At 68.6% G+C, this 17,970-nt stretch carries 20 protein-coding genes; 2 read left to right on the forward strand and 18 right to left on the reverse strand.

Annotated elements, in window-relative coordinates; translation table 11 throughout:
• Positions 1-273 precede the first annotated feature (273 nt).
• From D000_RS0111090 to D000_RS0111130, 9 genes are all read right to left on the reverse strand, one after another.
• Positions 274-1,614, reverse strand: a complete 1,341-nt coding sequence (locus D000_RS0111090; protein ID WP_018873593.1) for an MFS transporter — start codon at positions 1,612-1,614, stop codon at positions 274-276.
• Between the two features lie 165 nt (positions 1,615-1,779).
• Positions 1,780-2,850, reverse strand: a complete 1,071-nt coding sequence (locus D000_RS0111095) for a homoserine O-succinyltransferase (protein WP_018873594.1) — start codon at positions 2,848-2,850, stop codon at positions 1,780-1,782.
• A complete protein-coding gene (locus D000_RS0111100; RefSeq protein WP_018873595.1) occupies positions 2,850-3,701 on the reverse strand; it encodes a hypothetical protein in 852 nt (283 codons plus the stop codon). Before D000_RS0111100 ends, D000_RS0111095 begins: the two co-directional genes overlap by 1 nt.
• A 10-nt stretch (positions 3,702-3,711) precedes the next feature.
• Entirely contained in the window at positions 3,712-3,858 is a 147-nt protein-coding gene (locus tag D000_RS14310; RefSeq protein WP_018873596.1) for a hypothetical protein, read from the reverse strand.
• Positions 3,859-3,882: 24 nt separating this feature from the next.
• Positions 3,883-4,455, reverse strand: coding sequence for an isochorismatase family protein (locus tag D000_RS0111110; RefSeq protein ID WP_018873597.1), 573 nt, complete (start codon positions 4,453-4,455; stop codon positions 3,883-3,885).
• Positions 4,455-5,780: a TolC family outer membrane protein gene (locus tag D000_RS0111115; RefSeq protein WP_018873598.1), complete on the reverse strand. Its 1,326-nt coding sequence runs from the start codon at positions 5,778-5,780 to the stop codon at positions 4,455-4,457. Before D000_RS0111115 ends, D000_RS0111110 begins: the two co-directional genes overlap by 1 nt.
• Positions 5,781-5,906: 126 nt before the next feature.
• Entirely contained in the window at positions 5,907-6,563 is a 657-nt protein-coding gene (locus D000_RS0111120; protein ID WP_018873599.1) for a protein-L-isoaspartate O-methyltransferase, read from the reverse strand.
• Positions 6,564-6,778: 215 nt separating this feature from the next.
• On the reverse strand, positions 6,779-8,011 hold the full coding sequence (locus tag D000_RS0111125; RefSeq protein WP_018873600.1) for a multifunctional CCA addition/repair protein: 1,233 nt from the start codon (positions 8,009-8,011) through the stop codon (positions 6,779-6,781).
• Positions 8,012-8,036: 25 nt separating this feature from the next.
• Entirely contained in the window at positions 8,037-9,008 is a 972-nt protein-coding gene (locus D000_RS0111130; protein ID WP_018873601.1) for a complex I NDUFA9 subunit family protein, read from the reverse strand.
• 104 nt (positions 9,009-9,112) lie between these two features.
• Between D000_RS0111130 and D000_RS0111135 the strand changes: the two genes are divergently transcribed.
• Together D000_RS0111135 and D000_RS0111140 are read left to right on the forward strand one after the other, a co-directional pair.
• Entirely contained in the window at positions 9,113-10,480 is a 1,368-nt protein-coding gene (locus tag D000_RS0111135; protein ID WP_018873602.1) for an NAD-dependent succinate-semialdehyde dehydrogenase, read from the forward strand.
• 162 nt (positions 10,481-10,642) lie between these two features.
• Positions 10,643-10,933 (forward strand): hypothetical protein, encoded by a 291-nt coding sequence (locus tag D000_RS0111140; RefSeq protein ID WP_018873603.1) that lies wholly within the window; start codon positions 10,643-10,645, stop codon positions 10,931-10,933.
• A 78-nt stretch (positions 10,934-11,011) separates the two neighbouring features.
• On the opposite strand, the gene D000_RS0111145 is transcribed toward D000_RS0111140, so the two are convergent.
• The 9 genes from D000_RS0111145 to D000_RS0111185 form a co-directional block, all read right to left on the reverse strand.
• Positions 11,012-11,431: an HIRAN domain-containing protein gene (locus D000_RS0111145; protein WP_018873604.1), complete on the reverse strand. Its 420-nt coding sequence runs from the start codon at positions 11,429-11,431 to the stop codon at positions 11,012-11,014.
• A gap of 70 nt (positions 11,432-11,501) precedes the next feature.
• A complete protein-coding gene (locus D000_RS0111150) occupies positions 11,502-12,023 on the reverse strand; it encodes an MOSC domain-containing protein (protein WP_018873605.1) in 522 nt (173 codons plus the stop codon).
• The gene (locus tag D000_RS0111155; protein WP_018873606.1) at positions 12,023-12,991 is read right to left on the reverse strand and encodes a YafY family protein; all 969 of its coding nucleotides are present in this window, start codon (positions 12,989-12,991) and stop codon (positions 12,023-12,025) included. The genes D000_RS0111150 and D000_RS0111155 overlap by 1 nt, the downstream gene beginning before the upstream one ends.
• Before the next feature lie 59 nt (positions 12,992-13,050).
• Complete coding sequence (locus D000_RS0111160; protein ID WP_018873607.1) at positions 13,051-13,827, reverse strand: metal ABC transporter permease; 777 nt, start codon at positions 13,825-13,827, stop codon at positions 13,051-13,053.
• Positions 13,817-14,410 (reverse strand): ABC transporter ATP-binding protein, encoded by a 594-nt coding sequence (locus D000_RS0111165; protein WP_018873608.1) that lies wholly within the window; start codon positions 14,408-14,410, stop codon positions 13,817-13,819. Before D000_RS0111165 ends, D000_RS0111160 begins: the two co-directional genes overlap by 11 nt.
• A 20-nt stretch (positions 14,411-14,430) precedes the next feature.
• Positions 14,431-15,357 (reverse strand): metal ABC transporter substrate-binding protein, encoded by a 927-nt coding sequence (locus tag D000_RS0111170; RefSeq protein WP_018873609.1) that lies wholly within the window; start codon positions 15,355-15,357, stop codon positions 14,431-14,433.
• Between the two features lie 104 nt (positions 15,358-15,461).
• Positions 15,462-16,769 (reverse strand): TonB-dependent receptor, encoded by a 1,308-nt coding sequence (locus D000_RS0111175; protein ID WP_018873610.1) that lies wholly within the window; start codon positions 16,767-16,769, stop codon positions 15,462-15,464.
• A gap of 143 nt (positions 16,770-16,912) precedes the next feature.
• On the reverse strand, positions 16,913-17,419 hold the full coding sequence (locus tag D000_RS0111180) for a DNA-deoxyinosine glycosylase (RefSeq protein ID WP_018873611.1): 507 nt from the start codon (positions 17,417-17,419) through the stop codon (positions 16,913-16,915).
• Positions 17,420-17,456: 37 nt separating this feature from the next.
• On the reverse strand, positions 17,457-17,936 hold the full coding sequence (locus D000_RS0111185) for a Fur family transcriptional regulator (RefSeq protein WP_018873612.1): 480 nt from the start codon (positions 17,934-17,936) through the stop codon (positions 17,457-17,459).
• Positions 17,937-17,970: the final 34 nt, after the last annotated feature.

A 17,970-nucleotide genomic window follows, 5' to 3' on the forward strand; every position in this document is an offset into this window, starting at 1 on the left:
CCTCGGAGCGAGGGAAACCCCGGCCCGCACAGCGGGCCGGGGTCGCGGCAGTCGGGCGTGTTTCTTGGTGACTTCTTTGCACGAGCAAAGAAGTCACTCGGGGCGCGCTGGCGAGTCAGCGCCGGGCAGTATGTGGACCGAAGCCACCGTAAACACCGGATGCAGAACCAGGACCAGCCACTACAAGGCAGGCGGCAGGCCGGAGGCACTTAAGCAAAAGGGCTGAACCGGGACCAACCACCCAGGGCAGGCAGCTGGGGGCGAGGGCGGGTGTCAGGCCTCGCCCATGAGCCAGGCGCTGGCGGCGCCGGCCAGGCTCATCAGCGCGAGGACGAAGATCGCGAACTCGGTGCCGGCGAGCTGCGCCAGCAGCCCGAACAGACCGCCGACCAGCAGCAGCGCGCCGATCACCGTATTACTGACGGCGGTGAAGGCCGCGCGCGTCTCCTGCGTCGCCATGTCCACTAGGTAGGTCTTGCGCCCCAGCCGAACGCCGGCATGGCTGACACCGAGCAGAAAGAACAGCGCGGCGAAGACCCAGCCACCGGGCACCAGCGCATGGTCGGTATCCACCGGTGCGAACCAGACCCCCAGCGCGACCACGATACCGAGCCCGGCCGCCAGCAGACCGGACAGGATCAGGACCCAGCGCGCGGAACGATCGGACAGACGGCCCCAGATCGGCGCGGAGACCGCCGAGGCTAGGCCGCTGGCCAGGATCAGCAGGCCGAGGGTGCCGAGGTCGCCCGCGGTGGCGTCCTCCGCCAGCAGCACGTAGAAGGGGAGCGCCAGGGCGGTACTCATCAGCAGGGCGCGGGTGAAGACGAAATGCGCGAACGGGCGGTCTGTCCATAGCAGACGGATGGAGCGCAGGGCCTCGACCACGGCGTTCCCGCCGCCCTCGGTGGAACCGGGGGCCTCGTGCAGGCGCGAGAAGGTGGCGGCTGCGACCCACCAGGCCCCGGCCGAGGCCAGCAGCAGGGCGACGAATACGCCAACCCCGGCCTCCTCGAGGCTGGCCAGCGTCAGATAGACGCCGAGCCCGAGGGTGAAGAAACCCGCGGCGGAGGCGGCGTAGCCCATCACGGTGCCGCGCTGGTGCTTGGCGATGGTCTTGCCCAGCACATCCTTGGAGGCGACCGAATTGATGCCGCGCGCCAGGGCGAACAGGGTCAGCAGGCCGAGGATGGCCCAGCCGGCGGCGGCCCCCTCCAGCGTCACGGCGACGATGGCCATCCCTGCTACGGCCAGCCCGGACAGCACGCTGCCCAGAATCCAGAAGCCCTTGCGGATGGCGCGTCGGCGGATCGAGGCGGCCACAAACAGCTGCGGCAGCAGCGAGCCGGACTCGCGGATTGGCACCAGGAAGCCGGCGAACGCGGCCGGGGCCCCGAGTGCCCCGAGCAGCCAGGCGAGTACCAGTCGGGCAGAGGCCAGCTCGTCGCCGATCTTGCTCAGGGTGTTCGCGACCAGATGAACAAAGAAGTTGACCGGTTGCGCGCGGCAGGCCTCCTCGGGGATGTCCTTGCAGATCCGCGCGTCTTCGTCACCGGCGATGGTTTCGTACAGCGAGAGGATCGGTCGCGGCAGCTTGTCCGGGGCGTTTTCGGTCATCGGTTTATTCCAGTGCGCATAGGGTGCCGGTCCCGGCCCCGCGCGGCGGCGCATTTCAGCTGCGCGCGGGGCGGTGGGCTTCGGTGCGGGCGGTAGCGGCGTTGCCGCACGCTGCGTAATGACACCGACGCGGCGGCGGCAGTAACCGCCGCCGCACGTGGCGCGTCAGCGCCGGCCGGCGAGCGGGTCGGTCGGGTCGACGCTGTCGCGGAAGGGGCGGCGCCGGTCCAGGTTGGTGAGCTGGTAGACGTTGCCCAGCCAGTTGTTCATCACGGCCAGCGCGGTGTCGTGCCAGGTATTGTCCAGGCGATCGAGCAGCAGCGCCTCGGGCAGGGCCGGGATTTCCGTGCAGTGTTCCAGCGCGGCCTCGACGTGCTCGCGGTGCTCGTCGAGGATCGCCGCCGCCTGTGGCAGCAGGTAGTTCTCCGGCAGCGGGGGATAGGCGTCGCGTTCGCCCTGGATGTAGCGCACCACCTCGCGCTTGTATTCCTTGAGCAGGCTGATCGAGTCGTACTCCGGGTGCCCCTGAAAGAAGACCATGCGAAAGCCGTCCGGCGACGCGCCCAGGTGAATACCGGCGTCCTCGCTCTCGACCAGTACGCGCAGGCCGTGGCGCTCGAACTGCTGGCGCGAGACGTCGTTGTAGCGTGAGTGCGGCACATCGAACCGCGTGTTCACGCCGGTGACCAGCGGGTGGCCGCGGTCCACCACACGGTGCGGGAATACGCCCCACAGCTTCTCGCCCATGTGCACGCGATGCTCGCCGTAGCGCGCCTGGAGCACGGCGTGGGTGGCCAGGCAGGAGCACAGCGTGGAGGTCACGTTGTCCCAGGCCCAGTCGACCACCTCGGCCAGGGGCTCCCAGAAGGGTTCCAGCGCCAGATCGGGTTGAGTCACGTTGGCGCCGGTGATGATCAGCGCGTCGAGGCCTTCCTGCTTCAGGTCCTCGAAGTCCTCGTAGTACTGCTGGATGTGATCGCGCCCCTTCGGCCCGCGCTTGAGCTGCGGCAGGGTGAAGGGGTGGATGTAGAACTGCGCGATCTGGTTGCTCTCGCCGATCAGGCGGAAGAACTGGCGCTCGGTGGCCGCCAGGGCGGCGTCCGGCATCATGTTCAACAGCCCGATGTGCAGCGCGCGGATCTCCTGCTGCTGGGCGAAGTCGCTGGGCAGTACGGTCTCGCCCTCGCTCTTCAGGCGGGCGAAGGTGGGCAGGTCGGAGTGCGCAACGAGCGGCATTAGAGACGGGCCTCCCGTTCCAGGGCCATGCAGACCAGGTCATCGAATTCCCCGGCATTGCGCACACGGGCCAGCTCGGTGGTGCTGATGGTGTAGCCATGGGCCTCGGCGATCGCCTCGTAGCGCGGCAGGCGCGCCCGGAACAGGCGCGAGAACACCCAGCGCACAAAGGCGTCCGGGTCGATCTGGGCGACATAGTCCAGCCCCTCGTCGCGCATGTATTCGGCGAGCTGCTGGTCGAGAAAGGCCTCGCGGTAGTACAGCGGCTTGGGGTCGCTCTCAGCACGCTCGATCAGTTGGCGCTCGTCCTCGTCGGTTGCCTTGATGTAGAGGATCAGCGTGTGCTCCGCGAGCGTTTCCAGCACGCCGGGGCTGTCCAGCTCGCAGACCGAGCCGCCGGCGTCGTTGACGAAGTGCGGATAGCCGAACAGCGTCTGCGCCTTGTGGATGAAGTCCGGCACGTCGAGCATCGCCTGCACCTCGGCCTTGTGGTGCAGGCTCTGGCGGCGCTTGAACTCGGTCAGTGGCAGGCCGCCCTGTTCCGGGTTGCCGAGCTTGCCGAGGAAGCTCGCCACCGGGTGCAGGTTGTCCACCGTGATGTTGTTGATGATCTGGATCGAATCCGAGCGCAGCAGGTCGCGCAGAAACGGCACGGCCATCGCCTGCGCCTTGATATTGTCCAGGATCGGCTCGCTCAGATAGCGCGTGCCGATCCGGTAGTCACCCGAATAGTGGAACCACTCCTCGCGCCGCAGCATATTGGACAGGCGCGTCTTGCCGACACCGGACATCCCCAGCAGGGTGATCCGGCGGTGGTCCAGTTGGCGGTATTCTTCGGGCGAAAGGCGCATGGCGGCTCGATTAACGTCGCAGGATGAACAGGATACCGGCGATTACCGCCAGGCCGCTGATCACATAGTGGTCGTACTGAAACTGCAGCCCCAGCAGGCCGCGCAGGCCGAACAGGATCAGCCACGCACCCAGCAGTAGGTTTCCAAGCATGCGCATCCGTGCGGATCTCCTTGTCGTTGGCTAGCGGATCAGCCGGCTCAGTTCGCGGAACTGCGGGTCGGCCGCGTCGCGCAGCCACTCGAACAGTACCGATTCATGGTTGGTGATGATGGCGCCGGCGGCGCGCAGGCGCTCCAGCCCGTTGCGCTTGCGCGTAGCATCGCGCGAGCAGACCGCGTCCTCGACTACGAACACGCTCACGCCGGCCTCGAGCAGCTCCAGCGCCGTCTGGGTCACGCAGATGTGGGTCTCCGAGCCGGTCAGAATGATCTGCTCGCCCGCGGTCAGATGTGCCCGCAGCTCCGGTTCGGCACAGCAGGAAAAGGCGGTCTTGTCGCTTACGCGGCCGTCGCCGCCCAGGGCCTGCTGCAGGGTCTCGGTGAGATCGCCGAGACCTTCGGGATACTGGCGCGAGACCTCGATGGGTACGCCCAGTTTGCGTGCCGCTTCGATCAGGCGCGCGGAATGGCGCTCGACCTCGAGGCGGGCGTCCTCCGGCATAGCGGCCAGCAGGCGCTCCTGCAGGTCAATCAGGACCAGACGCGAATGGCGGCGGTCACAGCGGGCCCGGAGGTTGTGCGTGGCGGCTGCCATTACTCCAGCAGGTCGTCGATGGCCTCGAGGTCAGCGACGCTCAGGCGGCCTGCAGCGCGCTGCAGGCGCAGCGATTCGCCGAGGAAGCCGTAGCGGGCCTCGGCGTAGTCACGCTCGGCGCGAAAGACCTCACGCAGCGCAAGCAGGACGTCTACCTGGGTCCGGGTGCCCACCTCGAAGCCAGCCTCGGCCGCCTCGAACGCGGACTGCGTGGAGACCAGAGCCTGTTCCAGGGCCCGCACGCGCGAGCTGTTGGAGATCACCGACAGGTAGGCGCTACGGGTGTCCTGGGTGGTCCTGCGCTCCACCAGTGACTGGCCTTCCTGCGCGGCCTGGAAATCCTCGCGCGCCTGGCGCGTCAGGGCACTGACGCGGCCACCGGTGTACAGCGGGATCTCCAGCTGCAGTCCGACCTGGGCCTCGGTGCCCTCGAAGAACATGCCGCCGGCAGCCCCGGCATCCAGGCCGTGGTAGCGGTTCTCGTTGACCCCGGCGTTCAGGTTGACGCGCGGCAGGCCTTCGGCGCGCTGGCGCTGGATCTGCTCGCGCGCGGTCTCGGTGCCCAGCCGCTGAGCGACCAGTTCCAGATTGTTGGCCAGGGCGATGTCGACCCAGGCCTGCGGATCGGCGGGTTCCGGCGGTGCGAGTTTGGCATCCGCCCCGAGCGTATTCAGCTGATCCCAGTAGGTGTTCGTGATGACCGCGAGCTGTTCCCGGGTCAGATCCAGCTGATTTTCGGCGGCGATGCGTTCGGCCTCGGCAATGTCGCGCTGGGCTTGGGCCTCGGTCACGTCGGTGCGGGCTACCAGGCCGACGTCGAAGCGGCGCTCGGTCTGTTCCAGCTGGCGCTCGATCGCCTCCAGCTCGGCCTCGCGAAAGGCCAGGGTTTCCTGTGCGATCAGCACATCGAAATAGGCCTGGGCCACGCGCAGAATCAGGTCCTGGCGGGCAGCATCCAGCTCGGCCGCGGCGCGTGCGATCTGGAGATCGACCTGGGCCAGCTCGATGTAGTTGCGGCGGTCGTAGATGCTTTGCGACAGGTTGAGCCCGAAGCTCGTCTGACGACCGTCGAGGCTGCCGGGCTGATTGCGGTCGTCGCGGTAGAACGCGCCAGCCTCGGCCTGCCCGGAGATCTGCGGCAGCAGGGCGGAGCGCGCCAGCGGCCGGTTCTCCAGCACGCTGCGGTATTCTGCCTCGGCGGTGCGCAGTTCGGCGTCTTCCGCGGCTGCGCGGTCGTACACCTCCATCAGGCTGGAGGCAGCGGCGGGGGCGACGACCAGGAAGGCCAGCCCGGCGGCGGCCAAAAGCGACGGCAGACGTTTCATCAACCTGACTCCGGGGGGGATAAAAGGAAAGCCTTATCCTAGGGAAACACTGGCAAATATGCACGCTCGCGCATGGGCGGCTCGCGAGCCGCGCTGCGGGGTGGGAGCGGGGCAGGAAGCCCCGCCTCAGAATTCGAAGGCGGGCCGGGGTTCGAAGCCGACCAGCGGCTTCACGCGGGTCTCAAACAGTCCCTCGCGGTGGACGTTGTCTTCGGTGGTGCGGGTCATCAGCTGGGCCTCCATGATCGGCCCGTCACCGGTGATCACGAACAGGCGGCCGCCGAGGGTCAGGTAGGCTTCCAGGAAGTCGTCGTACTCGGTCATGCCGCCGGTGACGACGATGGCATCGTAGCGCGGGCGCGGTGGGGCCCAGTCCGGGGTGACCGTGTCGGTGCGCAGTTGGGCGTTGTCGATCCCGAGGTCGGTCAGGCAGTTGCGCGCGGTCAGGCGCAGCTCGTCGATGCGCTCGATGCTGTCGACCCGGGCGCACAGGTGGGCCAGGCAGGCGGTGACGTAGCCGGAACCGGTGCCGATCTCCAGCACGGTCTCGGTGGGCTGCGGCGACACCGCCTGCAGCAGGCGGCCGACCACGACCGGGGCCAGGGTGTTCTCGCCATGCCCCAGCGGGATCTCGGAATCGGCGTATGCCAGGGCCTGGTAGGGCTCGGGCATGAAGCGCTCGCGTGGCAGCGTCTCCATCACGTCCAGCACGCGCGTGTCCAGCACGTCCCAGGGGCGGACCTGCTGTTCGACCATGTTGATCCGGGCCTTGGCGAAATCCATCGCGGTTTCCTCTGTACGCTAAAGAGCCGCGAAAGAGTACGTTCGCGGGCCGAAACAGGCAAGTAGGAGCCCGGTCCCCTGAGCGCCTGGATGTCGGGCAGGCAGCGCCCAGGTGGTGCACTCCTGCGCTCGTCGAGCCCCGTGGGAGCCTGCTTGCAGGCGAATGCCCCTGCCAAAGTCGGACGCGGGCAGGGGCTTCGCCTGCAAGCAGGCTCCTACGCGTCGGGGTGCTCGTCGAGGACCTTGGCAATCGCCCGGATGCGTTCGCGCTGCAATGCCTCGCCCAGGGCCTTGCCCTTGTAGCCTTCGGCCATCAGGGCCTGCGGTTGCACGGCCTGCGCGGCGGCCACCGCGCGGCGTACGGCATCGGCCTGCGGGTACGGCTTGTCTTCCCAGCCGGTGCGCCCGCGAAAGTCCGCCTCTACCGCGAGCAGGAAGGGCTCCACGTTCTCCGGGCGGCGCAGGACGTCGAGGCCGTCGACCAGCTTCATCACCGTCTTCGGGCGTAGTTCGAACACGCGATGGACCAGGCCGTGATAGCGCGCCACACGCACCGCCAGGTCGCGGTAGCGATTGGGTATGCGCAGGCGCTCGGCGAGGGCGCGGATCAGCTCCACGCCGCGCTCCTCGTGGCCGTGATGGCTGGGCAGGATCGCGGGGTCGGTCGTGCCCTTGCCAAGGTCATGCACCAGCGCGGCGAAGCGGACCTCGGGGGCCTCGGACAGCGCGGTCGCCTGATCCAGCACCATCAGGGTGTGGACGCCGGTATCGACCTCGGGGTGATAGCGCGGCGGCTGTGGCACGCCGAACAGGCGTTCGATCTCGGGGAACAGGATGGCGAGCGCTCCGGCGGCGCGCAGTTCCTCCAGGAAACGGCGCGGCGCGGGGCTGCGCAGCGCCTTCTCGCACTCCGCCCATACGCGTTCCGGCACCAGCGCATCCACCTCGCCCGAACGGACCAGCTCGTGCATCAACTCCTGGGTGTCCGGCGCGACCCGAAAGCCCCAGGGGGCGAGCTGGGCCGCGAAGCGCGCCACCCGCAGCAGCCGCACCGGGTCTTCTGCAAAGGCCGGGGAGACATGCCGCAACTGGCGTGCGGCGAGGTCGGCCTGACCGCCGTAGGGGTCGATCAGGGTGCCGTCGGCGCTCTCCGCCATCGCGTTGATGGTGAGGTCGCGGCGCTCCAGATCCTCCTCCAGGGTGACCTCGGGCGCGGCATTGAACTGGAAGCCGTGATAGCCCCGCGCGGTCTTGCGCTCGGTACGCGCCAGGGCGTACTCCTCGTGAGTGCGCGGGTGCAGGAAGACGGGAAAGTCGCGCCCGACCGGGCGGAAGCCGGCGGCCTCCATAGCCTCGGGGGTACTGCCGACCACGACGTAGTCGCGTTCCGCGACCGGTCGGCCCAGAAGGCGGTCGCGAACGGCCCCGCCGACGAGATAGGTCTGCATGGCGGCTGCCGGTTCGCGTCCCGGCTCAGCCGCGGCTGGCCCCGCGGTTGAGGGTGCGCAGGCGCTGCATGCGCGCCTCGCGGCCGGCCCCTCCGCCGCCCAGATAGGACGGGGCGATCGACTCCAGGCGCGTGGGGCAGGGCAGGCGCTGCTCGCCGTCGCAGACGCTGTCGATGGTCAGCGAGGCGAAGTTGTCGCGCGAGAGCGGTTTGCCCGGCACGAACTCGAGCACGCTGGCCTGCAGCTTGCCGGCCCAGTCCGGCAGGCCGATCACCGGTCGCCGGTGGCCGGATACGCGGCCGACATAGCGCACCAGTTCGCCAAGGGTGTAGATCCTCGGCCCGCACAGTTCAAAGCCCTGGCCGACGCTGTCGGCATCTTCCAGGGCCTCGACGAAGTGCTCGGCGACATCGCCCACGAATACCGGGGCGAAGCGGGCCTCGGCCCGCGCCAGCGGCATCACCGGCGCGAAGCGCAGCAGGTCCGCGAAGCGGTTCAGGAAGGAGTCCTCCGGCCCGAAGATCACCGAGGGCCGGAATACCGTGACCGCAAGCGACTGGCTGGCGAACACCGCCTGTTCCGCCGCACCCTTGCTGCGCAGGTAGTGGCTGGGGGCGTCGTCCATGTCCGCCTTCAGGGCACTCATTTGCAGGAAGCGGCGCACGCCCCGGGCCTCGGCGGCGGCGAGGGCCTTTTCGGTCAGCTCGGTATGGGCGGCGCGGAATCCGGCGCCACTGTGCCCGCGCTCGTTGAGGATGCCGACCAGATTGATGACCGCATCCTGGCCTTCGAATACGCGTTCCAGTGTGGCCGGATCGTGGGCGCTGCCCTCGACCAGGTGCACCTCGGGATTGACCAGCAGGTCACGGTGGCGGTGCGGGCGGCGCGAGAGCACGCGCACCTTGAGACCGCGGTCTATCAGCCGGCGGATGATGTGGTGGCCGACAAAGCCCGTGCCGCCGAGCAGGCAGACATTGCGGATCGATTCGATCGACATGGTGGCAAGGTCCTTCCGAAAGCGAATGCGGGTGGTCTTATACTCGGCTGACCTGCATTGTTCAAACAAGGCCTGTTTCCGGGGTCCCAAGCCGAGGCAACGATATGACCGAATTGAACGCAATCAATCCCGCCACCGGCGAGACCCTGGCACGCTATCCGCGCATGACCGCACAGCAGCTGGAGGCGGCGCTGGACCGGGCCGCGAGCGCAGCACCCGACTGGGCCGCCTGCGCGGTGGCCGAGCGTTGCGCGCGGCTGCGGGATCTCGCCGCCGTCCTGCGGGCCCGGCGCGAGGATCTGGCGCGCACGGCCACGCAGGAGATGGGCAAGCGCGTGGTAGAGGCGCGTGCCGAGATCGACAAGTGCGCCGCCGCCTGTGAGTTCTACGCCGAGCACGGTCCGGATTACCTGCAGGACACGATGATCGCCTCGGATGCCAGCCGTTCCTTCATCGCCTGGCAGCCGCTGGGGACGGTGCTGCTGGTGATGCCGTGGAATTTCCCCTACTGGCAGGCCTTCCGCCAGGCGGTGCCGGCGACCCTGGCCGGCAACACGGTGCTGCTCAAGCACGCCTCGAATGTCCCTGGCTGTGCCGAGCACCTAGAGCGGGTGTTTGTCGAGGCCGGTTTCCCCGCGGGCGTGTTCCAGAACCTGCCGGTGGGCTCCGAGGCGGTGGCCGACATCATCGCCGATGCGCGCATCCAGGGTGTAAGCCTGACCGGCTCCGAGGGGGCCGGACGTGCGGTGGGCGCTGCCGCGGGCAAGGCGCTCAAGAGCTCGGTGCTGGAACTCGGGGGCTCGGACGCCTTTGTCGTGCTGGCGGACGCCGACCTGGATGACACGGTGGAACAGGCCGTGCGCGGCCGTTTTCAGAACAACGGCGAGACCTGCATCGCCGCCAAGCGCTTTATCGTCGAGGCGGCGGTGGCGGATGCCTTTGTCGAGCGCTTCCGTGTGGCCATCGAGGCCCTGGTCATCGGCGACCCGATGCACGAGGGCACGAACATCGGCCCGCTGGCGCGCGACGACCTGCGCGGCGAACTGCACGATCAGGTCACCCGCAGCGTGGCCGCCGGTGCGCGCCTGGTCACCGGCGGCGAGCCGCGTGCCGGGGCCGGCTACTTCTACCCGCCCACCCTGCTGGATGCCGTTGAACCGGGAATGCCCGCCTTCGACGAGGAGACCTTCGGCCCGGTCGCCGCGGTCACCCGGGCGCGCGACGCGGATCATGCCATCGAGCTTGCCAACCGGTCGCGCTTCGGTCTGGGCGGCAGTGTCTGGACCGCGGACCCGGCCCGCGGCGAGGCCCTGGCCCGGCGTCTGGAGTGCGGCTGCGCCTTCGTGAACGGTATCGTCAAGAGCGATCCGCGCCTGCCCTTCGGGGGGGTCAAGGACTCCGGCTACGGCCGCGAACTCTCCGAACTCGGCATCCGCGAATTCCAGAACGCCAAGACCATCTGGGTACGGTAGCGACGGTTCATGCCCGGTTCAGTCGCTCGCGCTAGCATGGCCTGACCGAAACCGTATCGCGCTCCAGATCAGGAGCGCTTGCGACCCTTCGGGCCTTATGTGCAGGAAGCACGCCGGAGACCCCCTGTCTCCGCAACACTTAACCATGGAAGGAGCGATGTAATGACTGCTGAACAAGCCAAGATTGCCGGGATTGTCCTGCTTGCCACGGGTGCCATCGTGGTGCTCTGGGCCCTGTACTCGATGCTGGCCGTGTATTCGCACAACGCCGAGGTGGCGCAGGCCGCCAGTGCGATGGGCCAGATCGCGGGCGCCGAAGCGGGCGCGATGATGGGCGATGCCAAGGCCGGCTATGTGGGTTCGCTGCTGGCGCTGATCGTGGGCGGCGGCGCGCTGTTCGCGGGCTGGAAGCTGGTGGGCCGGTCCAGCGCGCAGGCGCGTGCTTCGGCCTGATAGCGGTCCTGTACGGGCTGTCAGGGCGGTCCTCTTCGAGGGCCGCCCTTTTTTGTGGCGATGCGGGCAGGGCGCCGGTTACGGCCGCGCTGTGCCACGAGGGCGGGCGCGGTACAGGCCGAGTTCCAGGCGGTTGTGGTGATCGCCGTGGTCGCGCTTGGTGATGATGCGGGCGACCAGGGTCTCGTCGCGGTCCAGCAGGTCGGCGGCGAGCCGGTTCTGCGCGCGCGGGAGGTAGCCGAGCTGGTGGCCGACCCAGTCGATGGCAACCGCCTTTTCGTCATGCGGGTTCAGGCGCTCGCGGCGCAGGGTCAGGGCCTGTCCGCGCTTGAGTGTGCCCCACAGTCGCGGGGCCTCGTGGTGGCGGTAGCCGGCCAGGGGGATGGTCTGCAGCAGTTCCTCGGTGGTGGCGGTCGCATTGAAGGTGCCGCGGCGCGCGTAATAGCCGCGCAGTACGGGGATGCGGCGGGCCTGTCCGGTGCGGTTGTTCGGTCGCATGGTCGCGCTCCTGTTGGGGGTTGCGACTGTTTTAGCACCGGGGGTGGCTCACAGAATGAGCCACCCCCGATCAGCGTATGTCCGCGTCCGGTTCCCAATGCACGCGATCGCCGCAGTGGAGGACTCCGGAGTCCAGCGGCTGCAGGCAGATGCCGCTGTCCTGGCGCAGGGCGCCGGCGAGGTTGTAGCCCACCACCTGGTTGAGCCAGCCGCAGGGTGGCCGGGGCCGGGTGATGGCAAAGCGCACGCTGCCGATGCGCAGGGTACCCGTGCGCGGGCTGCGGCCGAGGCCGCTGACGACCAGGTTGCGGCGGTGGTCGCCGGGCGCGGGTGTGGCCGGCGCGCGCAGGCGTCGGCCGCGCCGTGCGGCACGTTCCAGTTCGCCTGCGGTGATCAGCGTGACCGGGCAGGACTCCACTGTGTGCCAGTGGCCCCGCCCCGTGGCGTAACGGTCGCCGGACAGGCCCTGCGCGGTCACGTTCATGCTGGCATGCGCGCACATCGGGGCGCCGGCATGCGAAGCACTCCAGATCGCCTCCAGCCGGCCGCTGGTGTTGCCCCGGCGCAGGGTTTGCAGCCAGCGCCGCAGCATCACGCCGGGGCCGGGTACTGCGCGGCCGCCGCACGCAGGGTGGCAGCCACCCGCTGGCGCAGGGCCTCCGGGGCCAGGACCTCGACGCCCGGCCCGTGGCGCAGGATCTCCTGGACCAGCTCGGTGGGATCGGCATAGGGCACCCGCAGGCGGTAGTACTCGCCCTCGAAGTGGCCGACCTGGTCCGGGTGCCAGCGCTCGTCGGCCACCCAGCGCGCGTGTTCCGGGGTGAAGCGCAGATCGGCCCATTGCTCGGCCGGGCCGGTGAAAATGCCGAAGGCTGCGCCAATGTGGGTGTCCAGTGTGGCGTCGTCCAGCGCGTGGCAGGTGCCCGCGATCGCCGCGCTGGAGCGGATGCGCTCCAGCGCGAAGGTGCGCAGGGCGCCGGCCTGTTCGCACCAGGCGACCAGGTACCAGTTGTCGCGGTAGTACAGCAGTCGCTGCGGATGCACGATGCGGTGGGTGGCGGTGTTGCGCGCCCGGCCGTGGTACTCGATGCGGACGGGGTGCTCGCCCAGGGTGGCCTCGGCGATGGCCTGAAAGGTGTTGCTGTGGCTGCCGCGCTGCGCCAGCGGCTGGATCTGGATACGTCGACGCAGGGTGTCCATGCGCTGACCGCCGCTCTCCAGCAGTGCGCGGATACGGGTCTTCAGCGGTCCGATGGTCGGTGCCAGCAGGCCGGGCTGAACGTCCTCCAGGAGCTGCTCCATGGTCAGCAGGGCCAGGAGTTCGGATTCGTTGAACCACAGCCCCGGCAATTCGAACGCCGGGGCATCCTGCGCATATTGGTAGCCGTTGGACTGCGGGTCGTACGCAATCGGCGCCCGCATGAAGTCGCGCATGTATTCGATGTCGCGCTTGATGGTGGCGCGCGAGACCTCGAGTTCCTCCATCAGCCGAGCGAGCGAAGGCGGCTGCCGCGACTGCAGCAGGCGATGCAGGTGGAAGATGCGTTCGGCGCGATTCATGTCTGCGACGCTAGCGGGCGCCCCGCCCCGCTGCAAGGGAAACCCGGTTTCGTGTCTCCTCAGCCCGGACGGTAGCGCGTGCTCAGACGGGCGAGCCCGGCCAGGGCAATCGCGACCAGTACCAGCACCGGCGCGAAGGGCTGGTCCAGCGGCAGGCTGATGCCCCAGGCGATCAGGAAGCCCGCCACGGCCAGGCCCTGGGACCACAGCAGGTGGCCGCGAAGGCTGCGGGCGAGGTGGGCGGCACCCCATGCCGGCAGCAGCAGCGTCGCCAGTGCGGCGGGCAGACCAAGCACCATGCTGCCCAGCACGATTGCGGCCACCAGCCAGGCGACCTCCGTCAGGCGGATCCGGACGCTCGGGCCCGGTGTGGCCGCGACATCCGGTGCGAGCTGCGCATGCCGCCACACACGGAGCAGCCGTGACGCGAGCAGCAAGCTGATGAGCCCGAACCCCGCCGCGGCCCAGAGCTCGGCCGGGCCGGCGAAGTAGAGTTGACCCTCGGCCCAGGCGGCCGCGGCCAGGCTGGCTCGGGAAAAATTGGCGGCCAGCAGGGTGATCGCCGCCAGGCCGGCGAGAAAAACGGCCAGTGGCAGGCGCTCCCGGTCCCGGCTGCGTTGCAGCAGCGCCATGACCGCGCCTCCCAGCAGCAGGGCTACGGGCAGTACCGGCCAGTGCAGCACCGAGGCCAGCACACCGCCCGCAGCGGCCCACTGCCCCAGGGCGAGTGCCTGCCAGACGGAACCGCGCAGGAACAGCCCGGCCCCGGCGAGCGCCATCACCATGGTGACCAGCAGGCCGGCGCCGAACGGAATCAGCAGCAGGTCACCCGGCATCGAGATACTCCGCGAGGGCATGGCGCTCGAGCTGCAATGCCTGCAGGAACTCGTCATCGTGACTGGTCATCAGCAGCGTGGCCCCGGGCGGGAGCGCGGCAATCAGTTCGATCGCGTCGGCGCGCACCGCGGCGTCCAGGTGATTGGCCGGTTCATCCAGCAGGATCAGACGCTGCTCCGGTGGATCGGTGTCTGCGCTGGACAATGCGGCGGCCAGGCGCAGCAGCTGCCACTGCCCGCCGCTCATTTGATCCAGGCGCTGGCGCAGCAGGCGCTGGATGCCCTGGTGCTGGGGTGGGCGCGCGCCCATCGCGTGCAACCAGTCCGCGCCCGACAGGGGCCAGAGCCGTGGGCGGGCGTGATCCTGGGCCAGCAGGCTGGTGCGTGTGCGCGGGGCGAGTGCGAGTTGTCCGCGATGCACCCGCGCCTGTCCGGTGACCGCCTTGAGCAGCAGGGACTTGCCGGACCCGTTGGGGCCGGTCAGGGCCCAGCGCGTCCCCTGAGGGATGGCCAGGGAAAGCGGGCCCAGAACCGGACGGTCGAAGCCAAGGCAGACGGAGCGTGCGTCGAGGATTGCGGGCATGGCGGGTGGCCGGGATCGGTTCAGCGTTGCGGCAGGCTCTCGGCCCAGGTGGTCATCAGTTCCAGGTAGCCCTCCAGACCGGAGTCGGCGGGCGGGTCCAGCGGTACGGCATGCGTCGGCCAGCCGAGGTTGCGTTCAAGGAACTCGGCGCCGCGCGGTGGCTGGAATTCGGCGTACAGGACGGTGCCCTCGGTGCCTTCCAGATCACTAACCAGGCTGCGCAGGTGACGCGCGGTGGGCGGGATGCCCGGGGCCGGTTCCAGATAGCCGACAATCTCGACCGGCAGCCACTCTTCCAGATAGTCGAGATCTTCATGGTAGACCACGATGTGCTGGCCCGGCTCGACCCGGTCGGCCAGGGCCTCGGCGTGTTCGCGCAGGCGATTGGCCGTGCGTTCGGCGCGTTCCATGAAGGTGTCGGCATGGTCCGAATGCAACTGGCCCATGCGTTCACCGAGGGCGATGGCGATCTCGGCCAGGCGTCGCGGGTCGGTGTTGAAGTGCGGATTCCCTTCCTCGTGGACATGCCCCATGTTCGGCCCGTCCATGGTGATGGAGCGGCGCAGTTCGATCATGTCCGCAGCGCGGAAGTGCCCCGGTTGTCCGGAGTTGATGGCGCGGTTGCTGGCGCCGCGCTGCGCGGCCGGTAGCCAGCCTTCCTCGAGCCCGGCGCCGATCTCCAGCAGCATGTCGGCGCGGCGCAGGGCGGCCATAAAGCTGGGGCGGGCGTCGAGATAGTGTGCGTCGCGGTCCGGTGGCGCGAGGACGCGGACCTCGGCCTGATCGCCGCCGATCTCGCGGGCGAGCGCGCCCAGGGTGGAGGTCGTGGCGACGACGTTAAGGCCGGCCGCGGCCTGGGCGGGTGCCAGGATCAGCGCGTTCAGGGCAAGGGCGCCGATGGCAATCAGCCACCGTGTGCTGCGGGTGCGAGTCTTGCGAAAGAACATGCGGGACTCCTTGGGGAATGATGTGTGCTAGCAGGGTACCGATGCCGGTCTGATCAGCCGACACGGGAAGCGCGCGGGCCCGGCCGGGCCCGCGCGAGTCAGCGTCAGAAGCGATGGGCGCCGTGTGCGCCGAGGGCCACGTTCAGCTGCAGCATGAACTCGAGCCCGCGATCGCGGCGGTCGTCTTCGTCGATGAAGTCGCTCTGCGACAGCTGGGCGCGCAGAAATACCGGCTCTACCGGACGGAAGGTTACCTGGGCCGTATGCCGGTAGGAGGCGCCGAAGGAGCTGCCGCTGCCGCGACCGACATCGTTGGTCAGGCCCAGGGCCTCTGTACGCAGGCCGGCCTCCCAGCGTGGGGCGAAGCCGTAGACGCCCTGAACATAGATCCCATCCTGCTGGTTCTTGAAGGACTGCTCATTGCGGACGAACCCGATCGGGCCATTGCCGTCCGCCTCAAAATTGACGTCGCGGCGGTCGACATCGATCTCGCGGTAGAAGTATTCGCCCTGCAGTCGCCAGTCACCGTGACCGTAGGCGCGGCCAGAGCTGTACTTGTAGACCGCATCCAGCCCGGCAAACCAGGCGCTGCCGTCCCAGTCCTCAAAGCGAGTGGAATGTTCGTCTGTCTGCTGGAAGCTGCGTGCGTAGCCGCCAGATACGCCGAACTGCGCGGCATGATCCGGGCCCAGATCCGGTCCGAACTTGGCGAAAGCGGTGATCAGGCGTGGCCCGGAGCGGTCGCGCAGAATGCGATCCTGACCATTCAGCGCGGACTGGCCGCCCTCGTAGTTTGCGATGCCACCGGTCTCGCCCTGCAGCAGTTCGACCCCTAGCTGGGTGTAGGTCTCGGTCGGGGCAACCCAGGTGGCCTGGACCCCGGTTTCCTGCAGCCCATGGTCGCCGAACAGGTATTCGTTCACCAGCGGGCGATCAACGAAGTCCCAGTCGTGGCCGTGGCGGCTGTTGATGTAGCCGATGTCGGACAGGAACTTGCCGGCCTTGACCTGAAAGCCGCCGGGGAGGGCCCGGGTCACCAGGTAGGCCTCCTCGACCTCGACGTGGTCTTCGTCAAAGCCGATGGTCAGTACGCCGTCGAACAGGTCGCCGAGGCTGGCCTCGAAAACCAGCTCGCTGTGGCCCAGGTTGAAGCCGTTGTCGAAGCCATGGTCATGGCCATGTCCATGGTCGTGATCGTGACCATGATCATGGCCGTCGTCGAAGCCCGCCGGATCACGGTTTCCCCTGGACATCTCGTTGTAGTAAACGCCCTCAAGGATCAGCGATACATCCAGGCCCCAGGACGCGTCATTGGGAGGGGCCGTCCACTGTGCCGCCGCGGCACCGGGCGTGGCGAGGGTTAACGCCGTCAGGCCGGCGAGTGCGGGTCGGGTGAGTGCGAAACGGGGCATTCTGGGCTCCTTTCTGGGCGGCACTGTGCCGCTGGCGGCGCTGCCGATCAATCAAGATGATTTGTTATATCGTAACGTTCTATGAAAGAGACGTTATATCATAACTATTCTTGATTCAAGCGCAGCGCTACGCGTGGTTGCCGTCAGGCGCGCGGCAGGCCCGCGCGGGCGAAGGCCTCGCGCCAGGCCTCCTGCTTTGCGGACAGGCTCAGGCGTGCATTGGCCGGACTGGTGGAGGGCAGGCGTAGCGCCTCCACGCCCAGGGCGCGGCTCTCGTGGATGCGGCGTGCGCTCTCGGCACCGTTGTGGATGATCACGCGCAGACTCGGGGCCTCGCGGGTCAGGCGCGCGAGGTCGTTGGGGACTGCATCGCGGATGGCGCTGTCCAGGCTCCCCTTGCGTGTGCAGCGGCCGTAGACATCCCAGAGTCCGACACCATGATCGAGCAGGCGCTCGATCCGTTCGGGGTAGTCCATCTCGGCGAGGGGGGTGTCCAGGATCTGGCCGACAATCGGCCAGAACTGATTGCGTGGATGGGCATAGTAGGCCTGCGCCTCCAGCGAGGCGACGCCCGGAAAACTGCCCAGCACGACCAGCCGGGTATCGCCCCGCAGCAGCGGCGGAAAGGACTCCAGGGGGGTGGCGGCCATCAGGTGCGTGTCGGTTGCCGTGTCTTCCGTGTTTCCCTCAGGCCCGGTCTTGTGCCCGGCGGCAGTCGCCACACTGGCCGTGCAGTTCCACCATGCGCGAGTCGATGGCGAAGTCCTGTTGCTCAGCGGCGCTGTCGAGTGCGCGGCTGGCCGATTCCGGGGTGTGGAATTCGGTGATCTGGCCGCAGCCGTCGCAGATCATCAGCGCGGATTCGTGGCGTTCGCCCGGATGCGAGCAGGCAACGAAGCCGTTCAGGCTCTCGATGCGGTGGATCAGGCCCTGCTCCAGCAGGAAGGACAGCGTGCGGTAGACCGTGGGCGGCTTGATGCTGTGATCGTCGGAGGACAGGGCGTGGATCAGGTCGTAGGCCTTGATCACGCCGTCGGTGCGCAGGATCTGTTCCAGGATGCGTCGGCGCTGTTCGGTCAGGCGCGCCCCATGGCGGGCGCACACGCGCTCGGCGTCGGCGAGGGCCTGTTCGATGTCCGGCGTCTGGGTCTCGGCGGCGGCAGTCATGCGCGTAGGATAGCCCAAACCACGTTCGTGCCGG

Origin of the sequence: Thioalkalivibrio sp. ALJ16, from assembly GCF_000377345.1 — a bacterium.
Classification (GTDB): domain Bacteria; phylum Pseudomonadota; class Gammaproteobacteria; order Ectothiorhodospirales; family Ectothiorhodospiraceae; genus Thioalkalivibrio.